We start from the raw sequence: 20,339 nt of genomic DNA on the forward strand, positions 1-20,339 counted from the left end.
CGGCGCATCGGCAGGTCGGACCGAGCCGGTTTCCAGGCGACGTGTAGTTAGCTCGTCCGGTGACTGCTCACCCGACCCTCTCGACGCCCCCGGCGGTCCGTCGACGGGCCACGGGTCGCTGGGTGGTCGCGTCGTCGGCGTCGCTCGTCGTGCTGGCGGGCGTCTACACGATCGCCGTCCTCACCGAACCGGGCCAGTCCATCGAGGACAGCATCCTCCGCTCGGTCGACGGCACCACGTTGCTGCAGTCCGGGGTCGCGCTCGACGCCATCTCCCCGCCGGCCGTGCTGCTGGTCGTCGCCCTTACGATGGTGGTGGCGTTCCTCCGCCGCCGACCCGGCTCGGCCGTCCAGGCGGGTGTGCTGATCGTCGGTGCCACGATCACCACCCAGGTGCTGAAGCAGCTCGCGCCTCGTCCCGAGCTGACGGGCGAGCTCTACGGCAACAGCTTCCCCAGCGGGCACGTGACGGTCGCCGTCGCCGCCGTGCTGGCGATCATGACCACCTTCGGCCGGCACGCCCGGCCGCTGTTCTACATGGTCGGTGCGGCCTTCGCGGCCGTGGTCGCCGAGCAGACCGTCGCCTACGGCTGGCACCGCTGCAGCGACGTCGTCGGCGCCTGTGCCGTGGCGCTGCTCTGGCTCGGTCTCGTGCGCATCGGTGCCGCCCGGCTGTCGCGTGACCCTCGCGGCCGCGACGACGTCGGCCCGCGGTCGCACGGGGCCACCTCGGTGGTGCTCGGCCTCGCGCTGGTCGTCTGCCTCACCCTGTCGGGTGCGATCTGGAGCATCGGCATCGGCTCCGACATGAGCCTCACGACGTCGACCGGCCAAGGGGTGCTGATGGGTGCGCGCCTGGCCGCGGCCGGTGTCGTGCTCGTCACGTGCTGGATCGCGTGGAAGCTCGACCGCAAGGCCTGACGCACCCGCAGGTCCGACCGGCCGGCTCGGCGTGCCCGCCGGGCTCAGCGTGCCCGCCGGGCTCAGCCCGCGGCACCCGTCCCGAACAGCAGCCCGAGCAGGTACGTCACGGCGGCCGCCCCGAACCCGATGCCGAGCTGACGCAGGGCCCGCCTGACCGGGCTCGCCCCTGACAGCAGCCCGACCACGGCACCGGTGCCGAGCAGGGCGACGCCGACCAGGGCGGACGCCACGACGACGGCCGCGAGACCGGACAGCCCGAACAGGTAGGGCAGCACGGCGATGACGGCCCCGGACGCGAAGAAGCAGAAGCTCGAGGCGGCAGCGCCGAAGGCCGTGCCGAGGGTCTCGTGGGTGGCGGGCTCGTCGGCCGAGCGCGCCTCCTGGTCCGGGGCGTCCGCCCAGCCGGCCGTGGCGGCGCCAGGCGCGGCCCCCGCAGGAGGCGCGCTCGGCGACGAGGCTCCTCGCCCCACGCCCGCGAGCACCTGCCGCGCGTGGGCCTCGGCCTCGTCCGGCGACATGCCCCGCGCCCGGTAGACCAACGCCAGCTCGTTCGCGTCGACGTCCAGGTCGGGCAGCACCTGCCGCGCCGTCGGGTCGGGGGTGGAGGCGTCGAGCAGCTCACGCTGCGACCGCACCGAGACGTACTCGCCCGCACCCATCGACAACGCCCCGGCGAGCAGCCCCGATAGCCCGGTCAGCAGCACCACGTGGTTCGCGACGCCCGACGCGCTGATGCCGAGCACGAGCGCCAGGTTGCTGACGAGCCCGTCGTTCGCCCCGAACACCGCCGCACGGAACGACCCCGACAGGCGATTGCGGCCCCGCTCGGCGAGCCCGCGCACGACCTCGCCGTGGATGCGCTCGTCGGCGGCCATCGCGTCGGTGGCGTCGGCGTCGGTCGCGTAGGGCGACCGCGCCTCGGCGCTCTGCACCAGCGCGAGCACGAAGATCGAGCCGAAGCGGCGGGCGAGCACCCCGAGCACGCGGGTGCGCAGGTCGGTGCGGGCCGGGCGTCCGACGTCGTCGCCGAGGAGGTCGACCCAGTGCTGCGCGTGACGGCCCTCGGCGTCGGCCAGGGCGATCAGGATCGCACGCTCCTCGCCGTCGCGGCGGCGGGCGAGGTCGCGGTAGGTCGACTCCTCGGCGCGTTCGTCGGCGAGGTAGCGCCGCCAGCGACGCAGGTCGGCCGGGGTGCGGGTGCTGGTGGGCATGGGGACAGTATCGGCCGCGAGTACGGTCGAACGGTGACCACACCCCGGCCCCGCTACCTCGGCGTCGACCTCGCCTGGCGCGACTCGACACCCGAGCGTCCCGCGAACGAGACCGGCCTGGCCGTGGTCGACGCCGACGGGACGGTGCTCGACGCCGGTTGGGCCCGCGGGGTCGACGAGGTCGAGGCCTGGGTCCTGCGCTGGTCGACGCCCGGTTCGGTCGTCGCGATCGACGCCCCGGTGCTCGTGCCGAACGCCACGGGAATGCGGGCCAGCGAACGGCTCGTGGCGCGCGCCTACGGTCGCTGGCACGTCTCGGCCAACGCGAGCAGCGCCTCCTTGCCCTGGCTCGGCGGGCGCACCCTCGGCGAGCGCCTCGAGCGAGCCGGCAGCGTCTACGACGACGGCGTCGTGCCGGTGGCGGCCGACGCGGTCGGGCACTTCGAGTGCTACCCGTACACGACGCTCGTCGGCATGGGCGAGCTCGGCTACGACGACAAGCGTCCCCGCTACAAGCGGCCCGACCTCACCTTGCCGAAGGAGGCGCGGCGTGAGGCCCGCGCGGCGGCCTGCGACGAGCTGCTGCGTCGGTTGGCCGGGCTGGCCCGGGCCGAGGTCCCGTTGCGTCTCGACTCGCACCCCGTGTCGGCGGCGCTGCTCGAGGAACCCTCGCCGCTGGTCGACCGGGCCTATAAGCACCGCGAGGACCTGCTCGACGCCCTGGTCTGCGCCTGGACGGCGGCGCTCCGCGCCCGCACGCCCGGACGCCTCCAGGTGCTCGGCGTCGACACCGAGCCGGACGACCGCGGGAGGCGCGCCACGCTGATCTCACCGGCCCGCCCCGAGCAGCGGCTCGGCCCCGCGCCCGTGGCGAGGCTCGGCCGAGACGCGACCCGCGCCTCCTGACGTGACGCCCTCGGGGCGCGACCCGGCGTGGTGACGCGACCCGCGCCTCCTGCACCCGCCTCCTCCCGCCCGTGTGGCAGGGTGGCGGCATGCCCGCACGACCCGTGACCGTCCGCCGCACGACCGCCGACGACTGGGAGCACGTGCGCGACCTGCGCCTCGCGATGCTCGCGGACACCCCGATCGCCTACGGCGAGACGCTGGCCGTCGCCCGCCGTCACGCCGAGGCCGAATGGCGGATGCGCGCGGCCCGGGGCGAGGCCGAGCACGGCACCTCTCTGGTCGCGATCGACGACGGGACGGGCGACTGGGTCGGCGCCATGGGCGGTTTCCTGCAGACAGCGGGGCAACCCCTGTTGGTCGGCGTGTACGTCGCCCCGACCCATCGGGGGCGCGCGGCCGGCGTCACCGACCTGCTGCTCGACGGGGTCGAGACCTGGGCCGCGACCGAGGGCGACACCCTGCGGTTGCACGTCCACGAGCAGAACGAGCGGGCCATCGCGTTCTACCGCCGACGCGGGTACGAGCCGACCGGGCACACGAACGCCTACGCCCTCGACCCCACGGCGCGGGAGCTCGAGATGCTCGCGCCCCTGCGCTGACCGCCGCACCGGACCGGTGGCGAGCACGCACGACGTCTTCCTCGAGGGCCCGCACGACGAGTCGCGACACCTCGTCGAGCAGACCCTGATCGAGCACGGCTTCACCCTGTCGCTCGCGTCGGACGGCAGCACCCGGGCCGTCCGCGGCACGCTGGCGTCCACCCTCGCGCTGCGCGCCTTCGCCGGGCGGACGCAGCTGCTGACACTCGGCGTGCAGTGGTTCGTCGACGACCGGGGGCGGCTCGTGGCGCGGGTCGTGCACGAGGCGGCCCTGTCGGTGCTGGGCGGGCCGGTCGGCCTCGTGCGCGCGCAGCGGGCCGTCGGCGCGGTGGTCCGGGCGCTCGAGGCGGTCGCCCTCGCGCGCCGCGCCCCCTGACGAGTTCGACCCGCGGCGCGCGGTGCGCCACGCGCCACGCGCCGTGCGCCGTGCGCCGTGCGCCGCGCGCGACGCGTCCTGTCCCCCGAAACACGCGTGCAGACGCCCTGCCTGTGAGGAGCGTCCACGTCTGAACCGCACCATCTCGTGCGGCCTAGCGTTCGGCGAGATGGAGGGTGTGAGCCCTGCATCGGTGTCGTCCGGACCGTGGGTCCCTGCCCGTGAAGCTCTCCCTGCGGCCCGGCGGCGTCACGGAGAGGATGCCGGGCCCGACGGACCCGCCGTCCTCTTCGTGACGCCCGATGCCGACGTCTCGCGTCCGCCCTGCCGGACCCCCGGGCCCGAGCTCGTGACATGCGCCCTGGTCAGCCCGAGATCCCGTCGACGTAGAGCCACCGCCGGTCGACCCGGGCGAACCGGCTGACCTCGTGCTGCGACCCCACGCCGTCGTCGTCGCGGAAGTGCGCCTCGAACTCGACCGTCCCCTCGTCGTCGAACGGCCCGCCCGCCTGCGTCCGCACGACGTCGAGCCGGAACCAGCGCGTGCCCGGATCGACCTCGAGCGTGGCGGGCCGCGTCGTCGGGTGCCACGTCTCGAGCAGGTAGGAGGCGCGGGCGAGCACGAACGCCGAGTACCGCGAGCGCATCAACCGTTCCGCCGTCGGGGCGGGCGTCGTGCCCCGGTGCAGCGGCCCGCAGCACGATCCGTAGGTCTCGCCGCTGAGGCAGGGGCAGCGGGCCGAGTCGTCGAGGTCGCGACCGTGGAGGGGAGCAGCAGGAGGCATCGTGCAATTCTCCGGCACGTCCCGGCGCCCTGACACCCCCGTCGGCCCGACCCCGCCCCACGGCCCCGCCCCCGCCCCACGGCCCCGCCCCCGTCGGCGTCGGCCTCGGCCCCGCCCCCCGTCGGCGTCGGCCTCGGCCCCGGCCCTGGCCCCGTCGGCCTCGGCCCCGGCCCCGTCGGCAACTCCTGCCTCCTGCCGCCGCCCGCCCGCACCACGCCCGTCCCGGCACCCCGACGCCGCACCGGGCAGGAGTTGCCGACACCGGCCGAGCACGACGGCCCGAGGTACTCCGTCGACCGGCGACGGGCGCGCCGAGTCGGCTCCCCAGTCCGGGTCGCACCCCAAGGGGCCGCCCCCGCACTGGGCGTCGCGTCGGGGGCTCCGACCTGCCACGGTGAGCGGGTGACGATCTCGCCTACCTCCGCCTCGCACCCCGTCCACGAGCAGGAGCTCGTGTTCGCCCACGTGCGTGCGGTCCTGGGCGCGGCGGAAGCCAGCCCCGTGCTGCCCCGGCTGTCACGCCGCAAGACCGCCCGCGCCCTGGCGTCGGCGGGTTTCTGCAACCTGACCGGCGAACCCGTCCGGGCCTCCGCCCTGAAGCACGACGGGACGCAGTTCTTCGACCGCTCCGAGACCGTCCTGGTCGAGTCGCTCAACAGCGGCCGACGGTTCTACGGTCTGTTCGTCGAACCGACCTCGCCGACCCACGAGGACTGGGCGACGATCACCGACATGTTCGCCGAGCTCGGTCGCCGCGTGCACGGCCGCCTCGCCCCCGCCGACCAGTTCCGCGGCTGAGCCCGCCCGCCACATCCGGGGTCGCACCATCGATGTGGTGTCGAACCACCCAACTGCGTGGTTCGATGCCACATCCGTGGTTCGACTCGACCGCCCGAGCGGACCGAGCCGCCCTGGCACCGTGCCGCTGCCACCCCGCACCCGGTAGCGTCGCGGCATGCACGCCCTGCCGCCCGGAGCCCTCCGCGTCGTCCACCTCAGCGACGCCCACCTGCTCGCCGACGGAGCCCTGCACCAGGGCGTCGTCGACACGACCGAGGCCCTCGACCGCGTGCTGGCGGAGGCCGCGCGGGTCGAGGGGGTGCGACTGCTGGTGGGGTCGGGTGACCTGTCGGACGACGGGACCCGCGCCTCCTACCGGCACCTGCGCGAGCGCACCGGCGCCTGGGCGCGCGCGGCGGGCGCCGAGGTGCTGCTCGTGCCGGGCAACCACGACGTGCGCGAGGGCTTCGCCGAGGTGCTCGGCGGCGACCCGGCGAGACCGCTCGACCTCGTCCGCGACGTCGACGGGTGGCGGGTGATCGGGCTCGACACCTCCGTGCCCGGGGCCGGCTACGGACTGCTGCGACCCGAGCAGCTCGCCTGGTTGCGCGACGAGCTCGCGACGCCCGCCGAGCGGGGCACCGTGCTCGTGCTGCACCACCCGCCGATCGCGGCGCCTACCACCCTGCACGAGTCTCTCGCCCTGCAGGACCCGGAGGCGCTGGCGGCGGTCCTCGAGGGATCGGACGTCCACGTCGTCCTCGCCGGGCACTACCACCACCACATCGTGGGCCACCTCGCGGGCGTGCCCGTGGTGGTCGCGCCCGGGGTGGCGAACGACACGGACGTGCTGGCGGCCGTCGGCACCGAACGGGCCGTGCGCGGCTCGGGCTTCGTCGTGGTCGAGGTGGCGGCCGACGGGTCGGTGCGCTCGACCCCGGTGTCCGTGCGCGACTCCCGCGACGGCGACGAGGTGTTCACACTGGACGAGGCCGCCGTCGCCCGCATCGCCGCCGAGGCCGGGCCTTCCTCCGCGGCCTGACCCGGACCCGCACCCACAGCCACGCGGCCTGACCGGGACCGGACCCGCGCCCACGGGCCACGCGGCCTGACCGGGACCGGACCCGCGCCCAGGGGCCGCGCGTAGGCTCGGAATCGGCCTGCCGCCCACCCGGGGCCGGCGAGAGGCCGATCGTCGAGTCGTGAAAGTGAGACCCCCATGCGCGTGGTCGTCGTCGGAGCCACGGGCAACCTGGGCACCGCCCTGCTCACCCGTCTGCAGGCCGAGCCCGAAGTGACGTCGCTCGTCGGCGTCGCCCGCCGTGGTCCGCGCATGGCGACGCCGCCGTACGGCGAGGTGACCTGGTTCTCGATCGACGTCGGGGCCGACGACTCACCCGTGGCCCTCGAGCACGCGTTCGCCGGGGCCGACGCCGTCGTCCACCTCGGCTGGGCCCTGCAGCCGAGCCACCGCAAGGCCGTCATGTACCGGACGAACGTGCTCGGCACCTCGCACGTCCTCGACGCCGCCGCCCGGGCCGGGGTGCCGCACGTGCTCGTCGCGTCCTCGGTCGGCGCCTACTCGCGGGGCCCCAAGGGCCGTCGGGTCGACGAGACCTACAAGACCAAGGGCGTGCGCCGCTCGAGCTACTCGAAGCACAAATCGATCAACGAGCGCGTCATGGACGCCTTCGCCGAACAGCACCCCGAGGTCACGCTGACCCGCATGCGCCCGGGCCTCGTGTTCCAGGCCGCCGCTGCCAGCGAGATCGTCGGCCTCTTCGCCGGCCGCTGGGTGCCCACCCGCTGGATGCAGCGCGTGCGTCCCCCGTTCATCCCGCTCGCCCCGCGCTTCGTGTCGCAGGTCGTGCACGCGAGCGACGTCGCCGACGCGTTCTGGCGGGCGATCGACCGCCGTGCCGGTGGGGCGTTCAACCTCGCCGCCGAACCCGTGGTCGACCCCGACCGCATCGCCCGGGCATTCGGCTCCCGCCTGCTGCCCGTGCCCTACCGCCTGCTGCGCGCCGTCGTGCAGCTCACCTGGCTGGCGCGCCTGCAGCCGACCGAACCCGGCTGGCTCGACATCGCGGCCAAGATCCCGGTCATGTCGACCGAGAGGGCGCGCACCGTGCTCGGCTGGACACCCCGTCACACGTCGGACGAGACCCTGAGCGAGTTCGCCCACGCCCTCGCCCACCGCACGAACCACGAGGGGTCGCACCCGCTGAACGGCTGACCGCCTGCGGCCCACCCGTCCGGCCCGCCCGGCCCGTTCGTCCGGCCCTACGGCTACGGCAGCGTCAGCTCGAGCAGTCCGTCGTCCCGGACGATCACCGACACGCCCTGGTACCCGGAGACACGGGGCAACCCGTCGGCAGCCGGCCCGTCGTGGTCCCCGACGACGACGACCGAGGCTCCGGAGGCGCGGGCGGCGTCGAGTCCCGCCGCGGCGTCCTCGAAGACGACGACCTCGCCCGGGTCGACGCCGAGCATCGCGGCGGCCAGCAGATAGCCGTCCGGCGCGGGCTTGCCCACGGCGACCTGCTCGGACGCCAGGACGACAGCCGGCCAGGGAACGCCCGCCTCGGCCATCCGTGATCGCGCCAACTCGTGGTTCGCGCTCGTCACCAGGGCCACGCGGTCGCCCGGCAGGCTCCCCAGGAAGTCGGCCGCGCCCGGGATCTCGACGGTCCCGTCCCGCGTTCCGGCCTCGACGGCCTGCAGCCCGTCGGTCAGCGTGCGTGCCTCGACCTCGGGCAACCCGGGCAGGAACCGCGTGACGGTGTCATGGGTCTGCCGTCCGTGGGCGAACTCCAACAGCTCGACGACGTCGAGCTCGTGCTCGGCCGCGAAGTCGCCCCAGATGCGTTCGACGACGGCCGTCGAGTCGACGAGCGTGCCGTCCATGTCGAACACGATCGCGCGGCAGGTGAGGGTCGTCATGTCGCCAGTCTGCCCCGGCGCACATGCGGCACGCACCCCCACGGCGTACCGTGCCCGCATGCACGAAGACGAGCAGGACACGAAGACCGGCACCACCACGGGCGACGCCACGACGGCCACGGACGGCGTCGGCTACGCAGGCACCCCCGAGACCGCACCGGACCGTCGCGACGCCGACGATCCGACCGCGGACTTCCCGCGGAGCGAGGCGACCACCGCCGAGATGCAGCGGTCGGCCACCGAGGACTCCCCCGCCGTGGACTCCGACACCGACCTGGACGCCGTCCAGGCCCTGCCCGGTGAGGGCGGGCCGGACGACGGCGGCGACATCGAGGTCGACCCCGACGACCTCAACCTCTCGGGCGAATCGATCCCCGGACACCCCAAGCCGGGCGAGCCCGACCCCGCCGACGCCCCCACGGGAGGCGGCGCGGCCCCGTCACACCCGAAGCCCGGCCCGCCCCGACCCCGGGACTGACACGTCCAGGACCGACCACGAAGGGCCGCACCGTCTCGACGGTGCGGCCCTTCGGCGTGAGTGGTGTGGTGCCGGGCGGGCCGCCCCGTGAAGAAGCTCCCGGCCCGCCGGGCACCACGCGCCCACCGAGGGCGGGCTCGTTCACGGTACCTCCGCAGACTGGACGCGCAAGGGATGAAGCAGTCAGGAAACCCCTGGTGAAGCCCATGATCTTGCTAGACGCGCTAGCGACGTGGCAGCTTCGGCACGCGACGCCCCCCGGCGAGAGGCCGCACGGCGGATGCGCGTCGCGAGGCCGTCTAGCCTCTCGACGACGAGCAATTCTCCACAGCCTGTCCACAAAGCGAAAACCCGGGACCGAGGTACGGTCGAGAGCGTGACCGACCTCGCCGCCGATGCCTCCCCCGTGACCGACACCGCACCTCCTGCCCCCGTGCTCGTGGTGATCGACCGGGCCCGGGCCGGCGCCCGAGGCGACGGGCCCGGCTGGCACGTCGCCGACGCGACCGAGCCGACCGTGAACGTCGTCGACCTGGGCGTGACGCGCGGCGACGGCATCTTCGAGGCGTTCGGGGTCGTCGACGGAGCCGTGCAGGCGCTCGAGCCGCACCTGCGCCGCCTGGCCCGTTCGGCGGCGCTGCTCGACCTGCCCGAACTCGACCTCGACCTGATCCGCGAGGCGGTGCTCGCCTCCGCGGCCGCCCACGCACCCGTGCCCTTCGCGTTGACCAAGTTGATCGTGACACGCGGACTCGAGGGCGTGCCCGACAGCGAGCCGACCGCATGGGCCCGCACCGAGGTGTACGAGGACCACGCCGCCGAACGCCGCGACGGCATCCGGGTCGTGTCGCTCGACCGCGGCTACCGGCACGATGTCATGCAGACCTCGCCGTGGCTGTTGCAGGGCGCGAAGACCCTCTCGTACGCCGTGAACAAGAGCGTGCTGCGCGAGGCCGCCCGCCGCGGTGCGGACGACGTCCTCTTCGTCAGCAGCGACGGGTACGCGCTCGAGGGGCCGTCGGCCTCGCTCGTCGCCCGCTTCGGCCACCGCTTCGTCACCCCGCGCACCGACCAGGGCATCCTCGAGGGCACGACGCAGGCCGCCGTGTTCGACGCGCTGGCCGACCTCGGCCACGAGACCGCGTACGAGCTGCTGCCCCTCGCCCGCGTGCACGAGGCCGACGCCCTGTGGCTGCTCTCGAGCGGGCGTCAGATCGCCCCGGTGTCGGACCTCGACGGGCATCCCTTCGCGATCGACCACGAGCTGACGACGACGCTCGTCGAGGCACTCTGGGCCCGTCGCGACTGAGCACGGCTCACTGCTCGGGGCGGGACGCACCTCACGGCGACGACCGTCGTTCGAACGAATGTCCACCTTGCGAACGATGCGTCGGCCGATGGTGGCGATCGATCGGCGACCTGCGAGAGTCGGGAACGCGTCGATTCACGGCGACGCGACCCGCACCACCCCGTTCCGCACGCGGTCGCAGGGCCGCAGAGATGAGCAGAACAATGAACATCGTCCACGCCTCCGGGCACCACCCCTTCGCGCACGACCTGGCTCCCACCGAGCCGATCGACATCAGCGCACTCCTCCTGGCCGAGGCCACGGCATGAGCGCCGCCGACCTCTCCCGTCTCAGCCACGACCAGCTCGTGGCACACGTCCGTCGCTCCGTCGACGTGACCGGTCACTACGTGGCCGACCGCCGGGTGCCCGCCGCCCGCATCGAGGTCTACCCCAAGCGTCGACCCGCCGTCCGGGCCCACCGGTCGCAGGCCGACCTCGGACCGGTCGTCTGCGGCACCGTCGTCGACATCACGCCGGGCCCGAGCTACGCGGACTTCTTCGCCCCCGCGGCGCAGCAGCTCGCCAGCGCCTGATCCCTGCTCGGCCTCGGCCGGCACGTTCTGAGACCGCCGTCCCCTCGGGGCGGCGGTCTTTCGCGTGACCGGCGGACGCAGGAGGCGCGGTGCCGGTCCCGAGGACCCGCACCGCGCCTCCTGCGCTCGCGTCGTCGGGCCTAGGAGGCGCGGCTCCGCAGCAGCGTGAAGCTCGCGTCCCGCACGAGCAGCGTCGTGACGGCGCCCTCGACCTGCTGGCCGGGGTCGCTCGACGCGGCGAGCTCCCACTCGCCGTGGGGCGCGTCGGGCACGTTGAACTCGACGACCGCCGTCGAACCGTTGACGAGGTAGGCGAACGCGTCGGCGTCCTTGTGGGTGAGCACGAAGGTGATCGCCTTGTTCTCGCCCTGCTGCCAGTCGCCGCTCGAGAACGAGTGGTCGTCGGCACGACGCACCTGCACGTGGTCGTCGCTCTCGACCTCGGGCGCGTAACGGAACCAGTCGGGCCGCAGCGCCGGGTTCTCGCGACGCAGCGTGATCAGCTCGGTCGTGAAGGCGAGCAGGTCGCGGTCGGCGCGCTCCCAGTCGAACCACGAGATCTCGCTGTCCTGGCAGTAGGCGTTGTTGTTGCCGCCCTGGCTGCGGGCGATCTCGTCGCCGCCCAGGATCATCGGCACGCCGGCGCTGAGCAGCAGCGTGCCGAGGAAGTTCCGGCGCTGGCGATCGCGGTACTCGTTGACCGCGGGGTCGTCGGTCGGGCCCTCGGCACCGCCGTTGAACGACTTGTTGTCGCTCTCGCCGTCCTGGCTGTCCTCGCCGTTCTCCTCGTTGTGCTTCTCGGCGTAGCTCGTCAGGTCCGCGAGGGTGAAGCCGTCGTGAGCGGTAACGAAGTTGACGCTCGACAGCGGCGAGCGACGGTCGGCCTCGTAGACGTCGGGGCTGCCGAGCACGCGGTCCGAGAACGTCGACAGGACGCCGGGCTCGCCGTTCCAGAACTCGCGCACGTCGTCGCGGAACTTGCCGTTCCACTCCGACCAGTCGGCCGGGAAGCCGCCGACCTGGTAGCCGGCGGTGTCCCAGGGCTCGGCGATCATCTTGACGCTCTGCAGCACCGGGTCCTGGTGGATCAGCGTGAGGAACGCGCTGTGCTCGCTGGCCTCGCCACCCTGACGGGTGAGGGTCGTGGCGAGGTCGAAGCGGAAGCCGTCGACGTGCATCTCGGTGACCCAGTAGCGCAGGCTGTCCATGATCAGGCCGAGGGCCGCCGGGTGGCTGACGTTCAGGCTGTTGCCCGTGCCGGTCGTGTCGAAGTAGTTGCCCTCGTCACCCTCGACCAAGCGGTAGTACGCGGCGTTGTCGATGCCCTTGAACGAGATGGTCGGGCCCATGTGGTTGCCCTCGGCCGTGTGGTTGTAGACGACGTCCATCCACACCTCGAGGCCGGCGGCGTGGAGGTCCTTGACCATCTGCTTGAACTCGGCGACCTGGCCGCCGGCCGTGCCCGCGGCCTTCGACGCGTACTCGTCGTGCGGGGCGAAGAAGCCGATCGAGTTGTAGCCCCAGTAGTTGCGCAGGCCCTTCTCCTCGAGGTGGCTGTCCTGCACGAACTGGTGCGTCGGCAGCAACTCGACGGCGGTGACGCCCAGGTCGGTGAAGTGCTTGATCGCGGCGGGGTGCCCCATGCCGGCGTAGGTGCCTCGGATGTCCTCGGGGACGTCGGGGTGGGTCTGCGTGAAGCCCTTGACGTGCACCTCGTAGACGACCGTGTCCTCCATCGGCGTGAGCGGTCGTCGGTCGTCGCCCCAGTCGAAGTCGCGGTCGGCGATGACGTTGCGGGGCATCGCGGCGGCCGAGTCGGACTCGTCCATGGTCTCGGGCTCGTCCATGTCGTGACCGAAGACGGCCTGGCCCCAGTCGAACGTGCCGTCGAGCGCGGTGGCGTAGGGGTCGAGCAGCAGCTTGTGCTCGTTGTGGCGGAGGCCGGCGGCCGGGTTCCAGGGGCCCGCGACACGGAGGCCGTAGCGGGACCCGACCCGCGCCTCCTCGACCACGGCGTGGAAGACGTGGCCGGTGCGGTTCGTCAGTTCGAAGCGGCGCTCGGTGCCGCCGTCGGCCTCGTCGTCGAACAGGCAGAACCAGACGTGATCGGCGGTCTCGGAGTACACCGCGACGTGGGCGCCGCCGTCGGGCAGGGGCGTCACGCCGAGGGGGTAGGGCAAGGAGCGGGAGTCGGTCATGCTCCCAGCAGTACAGGAGGAGCGCCGTCGGCGGCCAAGCTGAGCGCCGTACCCCGCCGAGGCGTCCCGCCCGCGCCGCCCCGCCTGCCCCGCGCCGCCCTGCCTGCCGCCTGCCCGCCCCGCGCCTCCTGCCTGCCGGCCCCGCGTCTCCTGCCCGCCGGCCCCGCGCCTCCTGCCCGCCGGCCCCGCGCCTCCTGCCCGCCAGTGAACCCGGTTTCGAACGCTGCACCCAGAAGCTTGTGGGTGCATCGATCGAAACTGGGTTCATGACGACCCGGCCGCCTCCTTCTCCATCTTGCTCACAGGCAGGTTCTCCCCAGACCAGGAGGCGCGGGACCGAGCCCGGGGACGGCATTCGCCACCATGGCCCCATGGAGCACACCGACCCGATCACATGCGAACTGCGATTCGCGGCGACGCACGGCGACGGCGCCCCCGAGACGATCGCCCTGCGTTCCGGTGTCGCGGATGGCTCGCTCGTGCGCATCCACCGCGGCGTCTACGCGACGGCATCGGACTGGGAGAAGCTGGACTCCCGCGGGCGGCACGTCCTCCTCACGCGAGCTCTGGCAACCGGCCCCGCACGGCACTGCGTGGTCTCCCATGTCTCTGCCCTGGCCGCGCTCGACCTTCCTCGCGTCCACGACGATTTCGACGACACCGTCACCGTCACGGACCCGCGCCGGACCTCGACCAAGACGTCCTCCCACCTCCTCCGACGCCCTGGGCAGGTCCCGGCCGACGACCTCGTACGTCTCGGCGACTTGTCGGTCACCGGGCTGAGACGGACAGCCGTCGACGTCGCCCGGACGGCCTCCTTCGCCGCTGCCGTCCTGTGCACGGACGCGGTCCTCCGCCGACTGGTCCTGCCGAACGGACATCGGACCGGGCCCGTGGTGGCCGCCGCCCTCCGACGCGAACGCGAGGCATTGCTCGGCAGGCTCGGTCCCACCACCCACCCGGGAAATCGCGCAGCACGCCGTGCCTTCCAGTTCGCCTCACCGTTCGCCGAGAACGGCGGCGAATCACTCCTCCGCGTGGTCCTGTTCGAACTCGGCCTCTCGAACGTCGAGCTGCAGCGGGAGTTCCACCTCGCCGACGGCCGCGTCGCACGATGCGACACGTACCTCGCCGCCCATGGTGTGGCCGTCGAGCTCAACGGTTTCGTGAAGTTGACCGATCCCCGCATGCTCGCGGGCCGGACGCCTGCGGAAGTCGTCCGTGACCGTGCCCGGCGTGATCGGTCCTTGTGCCAAGTGCCCGAGGTGCGCGCCGTCGTCAACTGCGAGTACCCGGATCTCGTGGTCCCCGATCGACTGGGTGAGTTGCTCCGAGACGTCGGCGTCGGCCTCGACCGACGCCGTGTCACGGCCGCCGCCCGCGCGGCGGCCCGTCGCTTCCGCGGTGACACCCCATGAACCCGGTTTCGAACCAGGCACCCAGAAGCTTCTCGGTGCATGGTTCGAAACCGGGTTCATCGCGGGGCGGGGGCGCGGGGCGGGCACGGGGGCGCGGGGCGGGCGCGGGGGCGCGGGGCGGGCACGGGGGCCCGGGCGGCTAGCTGACGTGCACGTCCGGGCGGCGGCTGCGCGAGGGCTCGGCCCGGCGCAGCACCTCGCGGGTCACCGGCGCGACCTCGCCCACCCCGGTCAGGAAGAACCGCCCCATGTTCGACAGCGGGTTGCCCTCGGTCCACTCGAAGTAGATGTCGGGCACGACGCCGGTCTCGTCACGGATCGCCAGCAGCACGCTGGCCACGGCGTTCGGCACGGCGCCGCTGGTCGTGCGCAACACCCGGTAGCCGTGCAACGCGTGTCCCGTCACGACGAGGTCCTCCTCGAAGTTCGACGAGTCCCCCTTGTGCACCTCGAGGAAGATGACCGGCGAGCGCTGCGGGATGCCGCTGTACTTCCGCTCGGCCGTCAGCTTCTTCTTGTAGATCTCGGCGACCTCGCGCCCCGGCTCGTGGGCGATGACGCGGATCGTGCCGTACTCGTCGGCGTCCTCACGAACGTAAGCGAGCGCGGTGTCGTCCAGGGTGACCGAGGTCGCCCGCAGCTGGAACGACCGCTGCACGCGCGAGACGAGCGACACCGCAATGATGCCGAAGATGAAGATCGCGGCGATGCGCACGCCGTCGGGGCGCTCGACGACGTTGGTGACGGTCGTGTAGACGAACACGAGGGCGACGACGCCGAAGCCGATCGTGCGCTTCCGCTGGCGCGCCCGTCGCGCCGACAGCGTCACGGCCACGGAGGCGCTGGTGATCAGCACGAGCACCCCCGTCGCGTAGGCCCCGCCCTGGGCGTCGACGTCCGCCTCGAACACGATGGTGATGACGAACGCGATCACCGTGAAGACCAGGACGAGGGGACGGACGGCTCGGGCCCACTGCGGCGCCATGCCGTAACGCGGCAGGTAGCGCGGCACGAGGTTGAGCAGCCCGGCCATGGCCGACGCCCCCGCGAACCACAGGATGCAGATCGTGCTGACGTCGTACACCGTGCCGAAGCCGTCACCGAGGTACTGGTGCGCCAGGAACGCGAGTGCCCGGCCGTTGGCCGACCCGCCGGCCTGGAACTCGGCCTGTGGGATCAACAGGGTCGTGACGAAGCTCGACAGGATGAGGAACGAGCTCATGATGATCGCGGCCGTCGCGAGGAGGCGCCGGGCCCCACGGATGCGTCCGACCGGCTTGGCCGGGGTGTCGGTCGGGTCGCCGGTGATCTGGGGCATGACGGCCACCCCGGTCTCGAAGCCCGACAGGCCGAGGGCCAGCTTCGGGAAGACGATCAGGGCGATGCCGACCATCACGAACGGGTTGCCGTGCTGCACGGTCAGCGCTTCCCACCAGTTGCCGATGACGACCGGGTTCTCGCCGATGTGGAAGAGCGACACGGCGATGACGACGAGGTTGAGCGTCAGGAAGATCGCGACGAGCACGACCGCGATGCCGATCGCCTCGCGGAAGCCCCGCAGGAAGACGGCGGCGAGCAGCGCGACGAGCACGAGTGTCAGCGGCACCTCGGCCCCGTGGAACCAGGACGGGGCGAACGGGTTCTCGACCGCGTGCGCCGTGGCGTCGGCCGCCGACAGGGTGATGGTGATCATGAAGTCGGTGGCGGCGAAGCCGAGCAGCACGAGGACGAACAGCTTGCCGCCCCACCAGGGCAGCAGCCGCTCGAGCATCGCGATCGACCCCTCGCCGCGGGGGCTCTCACGGGCGACCCGGCGGTAGACCGGCAGGGCGCCGAAGAGGGTCAACAGCACCAGCACGATGGTCGCGAGCGGCGAGAGCAGACCGGCCGCGACGGCCGCGATCGCCGGCTGGTACCCGAGGGTCGAGAAGTAGTCGACGCCGGTCAGGCACATCACGCGCCACCACGAGTGCGTCTTCTCCGGGGTCTCGGCGTGCGGCCCCTGGTGCGTCCCCGCGGTCTCGGTGAGGCCGTGCAGCAGCCAGCTCCGCATCCGTCGCGTGGTCGCGTGCGGGGACGGCGGTTCGACCCTGGCGGGTGACTCGGGCTGCGCGGACACGGGTTCCTCTCGGGCGTGCGGAGTGCACCGACCGGCAGGCGGGCACGCACCCTGCCACGTTAGGCCTCCCGCGCCTCCCGGAGGTGTCGTCGGGCGTTAGGAAAGCGTGAGGATCGCGGCGGCGTCCGCGGTCACGTCCCCTGGTCGGTCTGCCCGTCGGCATCCGGCACGAAGCGGTAGCCCATGCCGAGCACCGTGACGAGGTGTCGCGGTGAGGCCGGCACGGGTTCGAGCTTCTTGCGGAGTTGGGCGAAGTAGAGCCTCAGGTAGCCGGTGTCCTTCGCGTGGAAGGGCCCCCAGACCTCGGTCAGGATGGTCTCGCGCGTGATCAGCTTGTCGGGGCTGTGCAGCAGCAGTTCGAGGATCTTCCACTCGGTCGGCGTCAGCCGCACCGACTCGCCGCCGGCGCCACCGCTCCCGGCCGCCCCCGCGGCGCCACCCGCGCCCGGCACACCACCCGCGCCCGGCACACCGCCCGCGCCCGTCCGACGCACCACGGTCTTCGCCGCGAGGTCGACCTGCACGTCGCCGAAGGCCACCACGGGCTGTTCGTCGTCGGTGCCCGACGGCAGTCGGCGGGTCTGCGCCCGGATGCGGGCGAGCAGTTCGTCCATGGAGAAGGGCTTCGTGACGTAGTCGTCGGCGCCCGCGTCCAGGGCCTCGACCTTGTCGGCGGCGTCGGTGCGGCCCGACACGACGAGGATCGGCACGGTCGACCAGCCGCGCAGGCCGGCGATCACCTCGACCCCGTCGAGATGCGGCATGCCGAGGTCGAGCATGACGAGGTCGGGGTGCTCGCTCGCCGCCAGGTCGAGCGCCTCGCGCCCGTCGCCGGCCGTGACGACGTCGTAGCCGCGAGCCCCGAGGGTCACCTTCAGCGCCCGCAGGATCTGCGGGTCGTCGTCGGCGATCAGGATCTTCACGGCGCTCACGTGGCCGACCGTACCCGATCGTCCTCGCCTGCCCCGCCCGGTCCGGGCACCACCGGCAGCCCGACCACCATGGTCAGTCCGCCGCCGGGAGTGTCGTCGAGCGCGAGCGTGCCGCCCATCGCCTCGACGAACCCCTTGCTCAGCGCCAGGCCGAGACCGAGCCCCGTGCCGTTGTCGGTGTCGCCCAGTCGTTGGAACGCGACGAGGATCTCGTCCCGCCGTTCGACCGGGACCCCGGGGCCGCGATCCACGACCCGCAGCTCGACCCGGTCGCCGAAGGCGCTCGTCGAGATGCGGACGCTCGCGTCCGGCGGCGAGTGCCGAAGGGCGTTGTCGAGCAGGTTGACGACGACGCGCTGCAGCAGCACGGCGTCGGCCCGCACGGGCGGCACCGTGGCCCGCAGCGCCAGCTCGACGTCGGCCGGCCCCAGGCCGAGCTCGTCGAGGGCCCCGAGCACGACCTCGTCGAGGTCGACGTCAGCCGGCGTCACGGCGAGCGCCCCGGCCTGCACGCGACTGACGTCGAGCAGGTCGGTGACGAGGGTCGAGAGCGAGTCGAGGCTCTCGTGGGCGGTGGACAACAACTCGTCGCGATCGGCGTCGCTCCAGGCGACGTCGGTCTGCCGCAGTCCGCTGACGGCGGCCGTCGCCGCGGCCAGCGGGCGGCGCAGGTCGTGGCCGACGGCGGCGAGCAGGGCGCTGCGCATGCGGTCGACCTCGGCGAGCGGGGCGACCTGGCCGGCGGCCCGGCTCAGCTCGGAGTGCTCGAGGGCCGCCTCGACCTGAGCCGCGACGACGTCCAGGAGGCGCCGGTCGGCCGCCTGGAGCTCCGGTCCGGTCAGCTCGAGGGTCGCGTCGGTGCCCGCGGCGATCGACGTCGTGATCTCGGCCGGGGACCCGGGTGCGGGACGTCCGTCGTCGGCGAGCCGCGCCTCCCCCATCGGGACCCCGCCCTGGACGACGCGCACCCGGGTCATGCCCAGGGCCTCTCGGGTGCGGCCGATGAGGGCCTGCAGGGCGTCCTGACCGCGCAGCACGCTTCCCGCGACCGTGGCGAGCAGCTCGGTCTCGGCGAGCGCCCGGGCGGCGGCGCGACTGCGGCGGGCGGCCTGGTCCACCACGTAGCTGACGATGGCGGCGTTCAGCACGTACAGCACGAGTGCCGCCAGGTGCAGCGGCTCGGCGATGGTCAGCTGGTAGATCGGCGCGATGAAGAAGAGGTCGAGCGTCACGCCCGAGAGCAGCGCCGCGAGCAGGGCCGGCCAGATGCCGCCCGTGACGGCGACCACCACGACCAGCAGCTGGAAGACGAGCACCGTGCCCGCGATGCCGTCCTCGGAGCGGTGCCCGGCCAGCAGTCCGGTGAGCAACGGCCCCGCCACGAGGGCGAGCACGAACCCGGCGATCACGCGGCGGCGCGACAGGGCCCCGCCGAGTCGCGGCAGCACCCGGTCGCGACCGGCCGAGGCGTGGGTGACGATATGCACGTCGATGCGCCCCGACTCGCGGATCACGGTCGAGCCGATGCCGGGCCCGGTCAGGGCAGCGGCCAGTCGCCCGCGGCGGCTGACGCCGATCACGAGCTGCGAGGCGTTCACCCCGCGGGCGAAGTCGACGAGCGCGCGGGGCACGTCGGAGCCGACGACCTGGTGGTACGTGCCGCCGAGCTTCTCGACCAGGGCACGCTGCGCCGCCAGGGCTCCGGGTGCTCCCTGCCGCAGGCCGTCCTGGGCACTGACGTGCACGGCGACGAGCTCCCCTCCGGACGACCGGGCGGCGATGCGGGCTCCCCGGCGGATCAGCGTCTCGCCCTCGGGTCCGCCGGTCAGCGCGACGACGACGCGCTCGCGGGCCTCCCACGTGCTGTCGATGCCGTGCTCGTCGCGGTACGCCTTGAGCGCACTGTCGACCTCGTCGGCCAACCAGAGCAGCGCCAGCTCGCGGAGCGCCGTGAGGTTGCCCAGACGGAAGTAGTTCGAGAGCGCCGCGTCGACCCGGTCGGCCGGGTAGACGACGCCCTCGGCCAGCCGGTCGCGCAGGGCCTGGGGGGCGAGGTCGACGAGTTCGACCTGGTCCGCCGCGCGCAGCACCGCGTCGGGCACGGTCTCCCGCTGGGTCGCCCCGGTGATGCGCTCGACCACGTCGGTGAGCGAGTCGACGTGCTGGACGTTGACGGTCGACACGACGTCGATGCCGGCGACGAGCAGGGCCTCGACGTCCTGCCAGCGCTTCTCGTGGGTGGAGCCGGGGGCGTTCGTGTGGGCGAGCTCGTCGACGAGCGCGAGCTGCGGGGCCCGCGCGAGCACCGCCTCCAGGTCGAGTTCGTCCAGCGCGACGCCACGGTGGACGACCGCCCGGCGGGGCACGACCTCGAGGTCGCCGACCAGTGCCGAGGTCGCGCGCCTCCCGTGCGTCTCGACGACGGCCACGACGACGTCGACCCCTTCCGCCCGCAGCCGTGCGCCCTCTTCGAGCATCGTGTACGTCTTCCCCACGCCGGGTGCCGCCCCCAGCACCACCCGCAACCGCCCTCGCTTCATGCGCTCAGCCTGTCACCCCTGCGGACCCGCGCGTGCCGGACGGACCACTCGCCGGGAACACGGGAACGCCCCGTGACCACGGGGGCCACGAGGCGTGTGTCTCGAGAGGACCTGGCCCCCTCCGTGGTTCAGCTGGAGGGTCGCACCCGACGCGACCCTGCGCGATCTCACAGGGGGTTGTGTGCCTGGTGTCTCTCGAGGCCGTCCGACCCGAATCGGACTCCTTCAGGGTACTCGATTCGGAG

General features: G+C 73.2%; 18 protein-coding genes. 11 read left to right on the forward strand and 7 right to left on the reverse strand.

Going from position 1 to position 20,339, the window contains the following annotated elements; all coding sequences use genetic code 11:
• The first annotated feature begins 59 nt into the window (after positions 1 to 59).
• Positions 60 to 920 carry a phosphatase PAP2 family protein gene (locus IFT88_RS14960; RefSeq protein ID WP_192121503.1) on the forward strand — a complete coding sequence of 287 codons (861 nt, stop codon included), beginning with the start codon at positions 60 to 62 and terminating at the stop codon, positions 918 to 920.
• A 62-nt stretch (positions 921 to 982) separates the two neighbouring features.
• On the opposite strand, the gene IFT88_RS14965 is transcribed toward IFT88_RS14960, so the two are convergent.
• Positions 983 to 2,134, reverse strand: a complete 1,152-nt coding sequence (locus tag IFT88_RS14965) for a VIT1/CCC1 transporter family protein (protein ID WP_056227437.1) — start codon at positions 2,132 to 2,134, stop codon at positions 983 to 985.
• A gap of 33 nt (positions 2,135 to 2,167) precedes the next feature.
• Between IFT88_RS14965 and IFT88_RS14970 the strand changes: the two genes are divergently transcribed.
• The 3 genes from IFT88_RS14970 (at position 2,168) to IFT88_RS14980 (ending at position 4,018) form a co-directional block, all read left to right on the forward strand.
• Positions 2,168 to 3,040 carry a DUF429 domain-containing protein gene (locus IFT88_RS14970; protein ID WP_192121505.1) on the forward strand — a complete coding sequence of 291 codons (873 nt, stop codon included), beginning with the start codon at positions 2,168 to 2,170 and terminating at the stop codon, positions 3,038 to 3,040.
• An 89-nt stretch (positions 3,041 to 3,129) separates the two neighbouring features.
• Positions 3,130 to 3,642: a GNAT family N-acetyltransferase gene (locus IFT88_RS14975; RefSeq protein WP_192121507.1), complete on the forward strand. Its 513-nt coding sequence runs from the start codon at positions 3,130 to 3,132 to the stop codon at positions 3,640 to 3,642.
• Between the two features lie 16 nt (positions 3,643 to 3,658).
• Positions 3,659 to 4,018: a hypothetical protein gene (locus IFT88_RS14980; RefSeq protein ID WP_192121509.1), complete on the forward strand. Its 360-nt coding sequence runs from the start codon at positions 3,659 to 3,661 to the stop codon at positions 4,016 to 4,018.
• Positions 4,019 to 4,383: 365 nt separating this feature from the next.
• Here the strand turns inward: IFT88_RS14980 and IFT88_RS14985 are convergent, their stop codons facing one another.
• Complete coding sequence (locus IFT88_RS14985) at positions 4,384 to 4,803, reverse strand: YchJ family protein (protein WP_192121511.1); 420 nt, start codon at positions 4,801 to 4,803, stop codon at positions 4,384 to 4,386.
• Between the two features lie 402 nt (positions 4,804 to 5,205).
• Here IFT88_RS14985 and IFT88_RS14990 point away from each other — a divergent pair, with 402 nt between their 5' ends.
• The 3 genes from IFT88_RS14990 to IFT88_RS15000 all read left to right on the forward strand — a co-directional run bounded on the left by IFT88_RS14990 (position 5,206) and on the right by IFT88_RS15000 (position 7,819).
• Positions 5,206 to 5,601 carry a hypothetical protein gene (locus IFT88_RS14990; protein WP_043596840.1) on the forward strand — a complete coding sequence of 132 codons (396 nt, stop codon included), beginning with the start codon at positions 5,206 to 5,208 and terminating at the stop codon, positions 5,599 to 5,601.
• Positions 5,602 to 5,758: 157 nt separating this feature from the next.
• Positions 5,759 to 6,625 (forward strand): metallophosphoesterase family protein, encoded by an 867-nt coding sequence (locus tag IFT88_RS14995; RefSeq protein ID WP_192121513.1) that lies wholly within the window; start codon positions 5,759 to 5,761, stop codon positions 6,623 to 6,625.
• A 177-nt stretch (positions 6,626 to 6,802) separates the two neighbouring features.
• Complete coding sequence (locus IFT88_RS15000) at positions 6,803 to 7,819, forward strand: NAD-dependent epimerase/dehydratase family protein (RefSeq protein WP_192121515.1); 1,017 nt, start codon at positions 6,803 to 6,805, stop codon at positions 7,817 to 7,819.
• A gap of 53 nt (positions 7,820 to 7,872) precedes the next feature.
• Here IFT88_RS15000 and IFT88_RS15005 read toward each other — a convergent pair whose 3' ends face one another.
• Positions 7,873 to 8,526 carry an HAD-IA family hydrolase gene (locus IFT88_RS15005; RefSeq protein WP_192121518.1) on the reverse strand — a complete coding sequence of 218 codons (654 nt, stop codon included), beginning with the start codon at positions 8,524 to 8,526 and terminating at the stop codon, positions 7,873 to 7,875.
• A gap of 58 nt (positions 8,527 to 8,584) precedes the next feature.
• Between IFT88_RS15005 and IFT88_RS15010 the strand changes: the two genes are divergently transcribed.
• The 3 genes from IFT88_RS15010 to IFT88_RS15020 all read left to right on the forward strand — a co-directional run bounded on the left by IFT88_RS15010 (position 8,585) and on the right by IFT88_RS15020 (position 10,887).
• Positions 8,585 to 9,004, forward strand: a complete 420-nt coding sequence (locus tag IFT88_RS15010; protein WP_192121667.1) for a hypothetical protein — start codon at positions 8,585 to 8,587, stop codon at positions 9,002 to 9,004.
• A gap of 376 nt (positions 9,005 to 9,380) precedes the next feature.
• Entirely contained in the window at positions 9,381 to 10,313 is a 933-nt protein-coding gene (locus IFT88_RS15015; RefSeq protein WP_235472244.1) for an aminodeoxychorismate lyase, read from the forward strand.
• Between the two features lie 304 nt (positions 10,314 to 10,617).
• Positions 10,618 to 10,887 carry a hypothetical protein gene (locus IFT88_RS15020; RefSeq protein WP_043596849.1) on the forward strand — a complete coding sequence of 90 codons (270 nt, stop codon included), beginning with the start codon at positions 10,618 to 10,620 and terminating at the stop codon, positions 10,885 to 10,887.
• A 140-nt stretch (positions 10,888 to 11,027) separates the two neighbouring features.
• Here IFT88_RS15020 and glgX read toward each other — a convergent pair whose 3' ends face one another.
• Positions 11,028 to 13,085: a glycogen debranching protein GlgX gene (glgX, locus tag IFT88_RS15025; RefSeq protein ID WP_137848374.1), complete on the reverse strand. Its 2,058-nt coding sequence runs from the start codon at positions 13,083 to 13,085 to the stop codon at positions 11,028 to 11,030.
• Between the two features lie 371 nt (positions 13,086 to 13,456).
• Here glgX and IFT88_RS15030 point away from each other — a divergent pair, with 371 nt between their 5' ends.
• A complete protein-coding gene (locus IFT88_RS15030; protein WP_192121520.1) occupies positions 13,457 to 14,503 on the forward strand; it encodes a hypothetical protein in 1,047 nt (348 codons plus the stop codon).
• Positions 14,504 to 14,642: 139 nt separating this feature from the next.
• Here the strand turns inward: IFT88_RS15030 and IFT88_RS15035 are convergent, their stop codons facing one another.
• The 3 genes from IFT88_RS15035 to IFT88_RS15045 all read right to left on the reverse strand — a co-directional run bounded on the left by IFT88_RS15035 (position 14,643) and on the right by IFT88_RS15045 (position 20,094).
• On the reverse strand, positions 14,643 to 16,556 hold the full coding sequence (locus IFT88_RS15035) for an amino acid transporter (RefSeq protein ID WP_192121650.1): 1,914 nt from the start codon (positions 16,554 to 16,556) through the stop codon (positions 14,643 to 14,645).
• A 197-nt stretch (positions 16,557 to 16,753) separates the two neighbouring features.
• Positions 16,754 to 17,545 (reverse strand): response regulator, encoded by a 792-nt coding sequence (locus tag IFT88_RS15040; RefSeq protein ID WP_192121652.1) that lies wholly within the window; start codon positions 17,543 to 17,545, stop codon positions 16,754 to 16,756.
• A 5-nt stretch (positions 17,546 to 17,550) separates the two neighbouring features.
• Positions 17,551 to 20,094, reverse strand: coding sequence for an ATP-binding protein (locus tag IFT88_RS15045; protein WP_192121522.1), 2,544 nt, complete (start codon positions 20,092 to 20,094; stop codon positions 17,551 to 17,553).
• Between the last annotated feature and the right edge of the window lie 245 nt (positions 20,095 to 20,339).

This window comes from Frigoribacterium sp. CFBP 8751 (assembly GCF_014841545.1).
Lineage (GTDB): Bacteria > Actinomycetota > Actinomycetes > Actinomycetales > Microbacteriaceae > Frigoribacterium.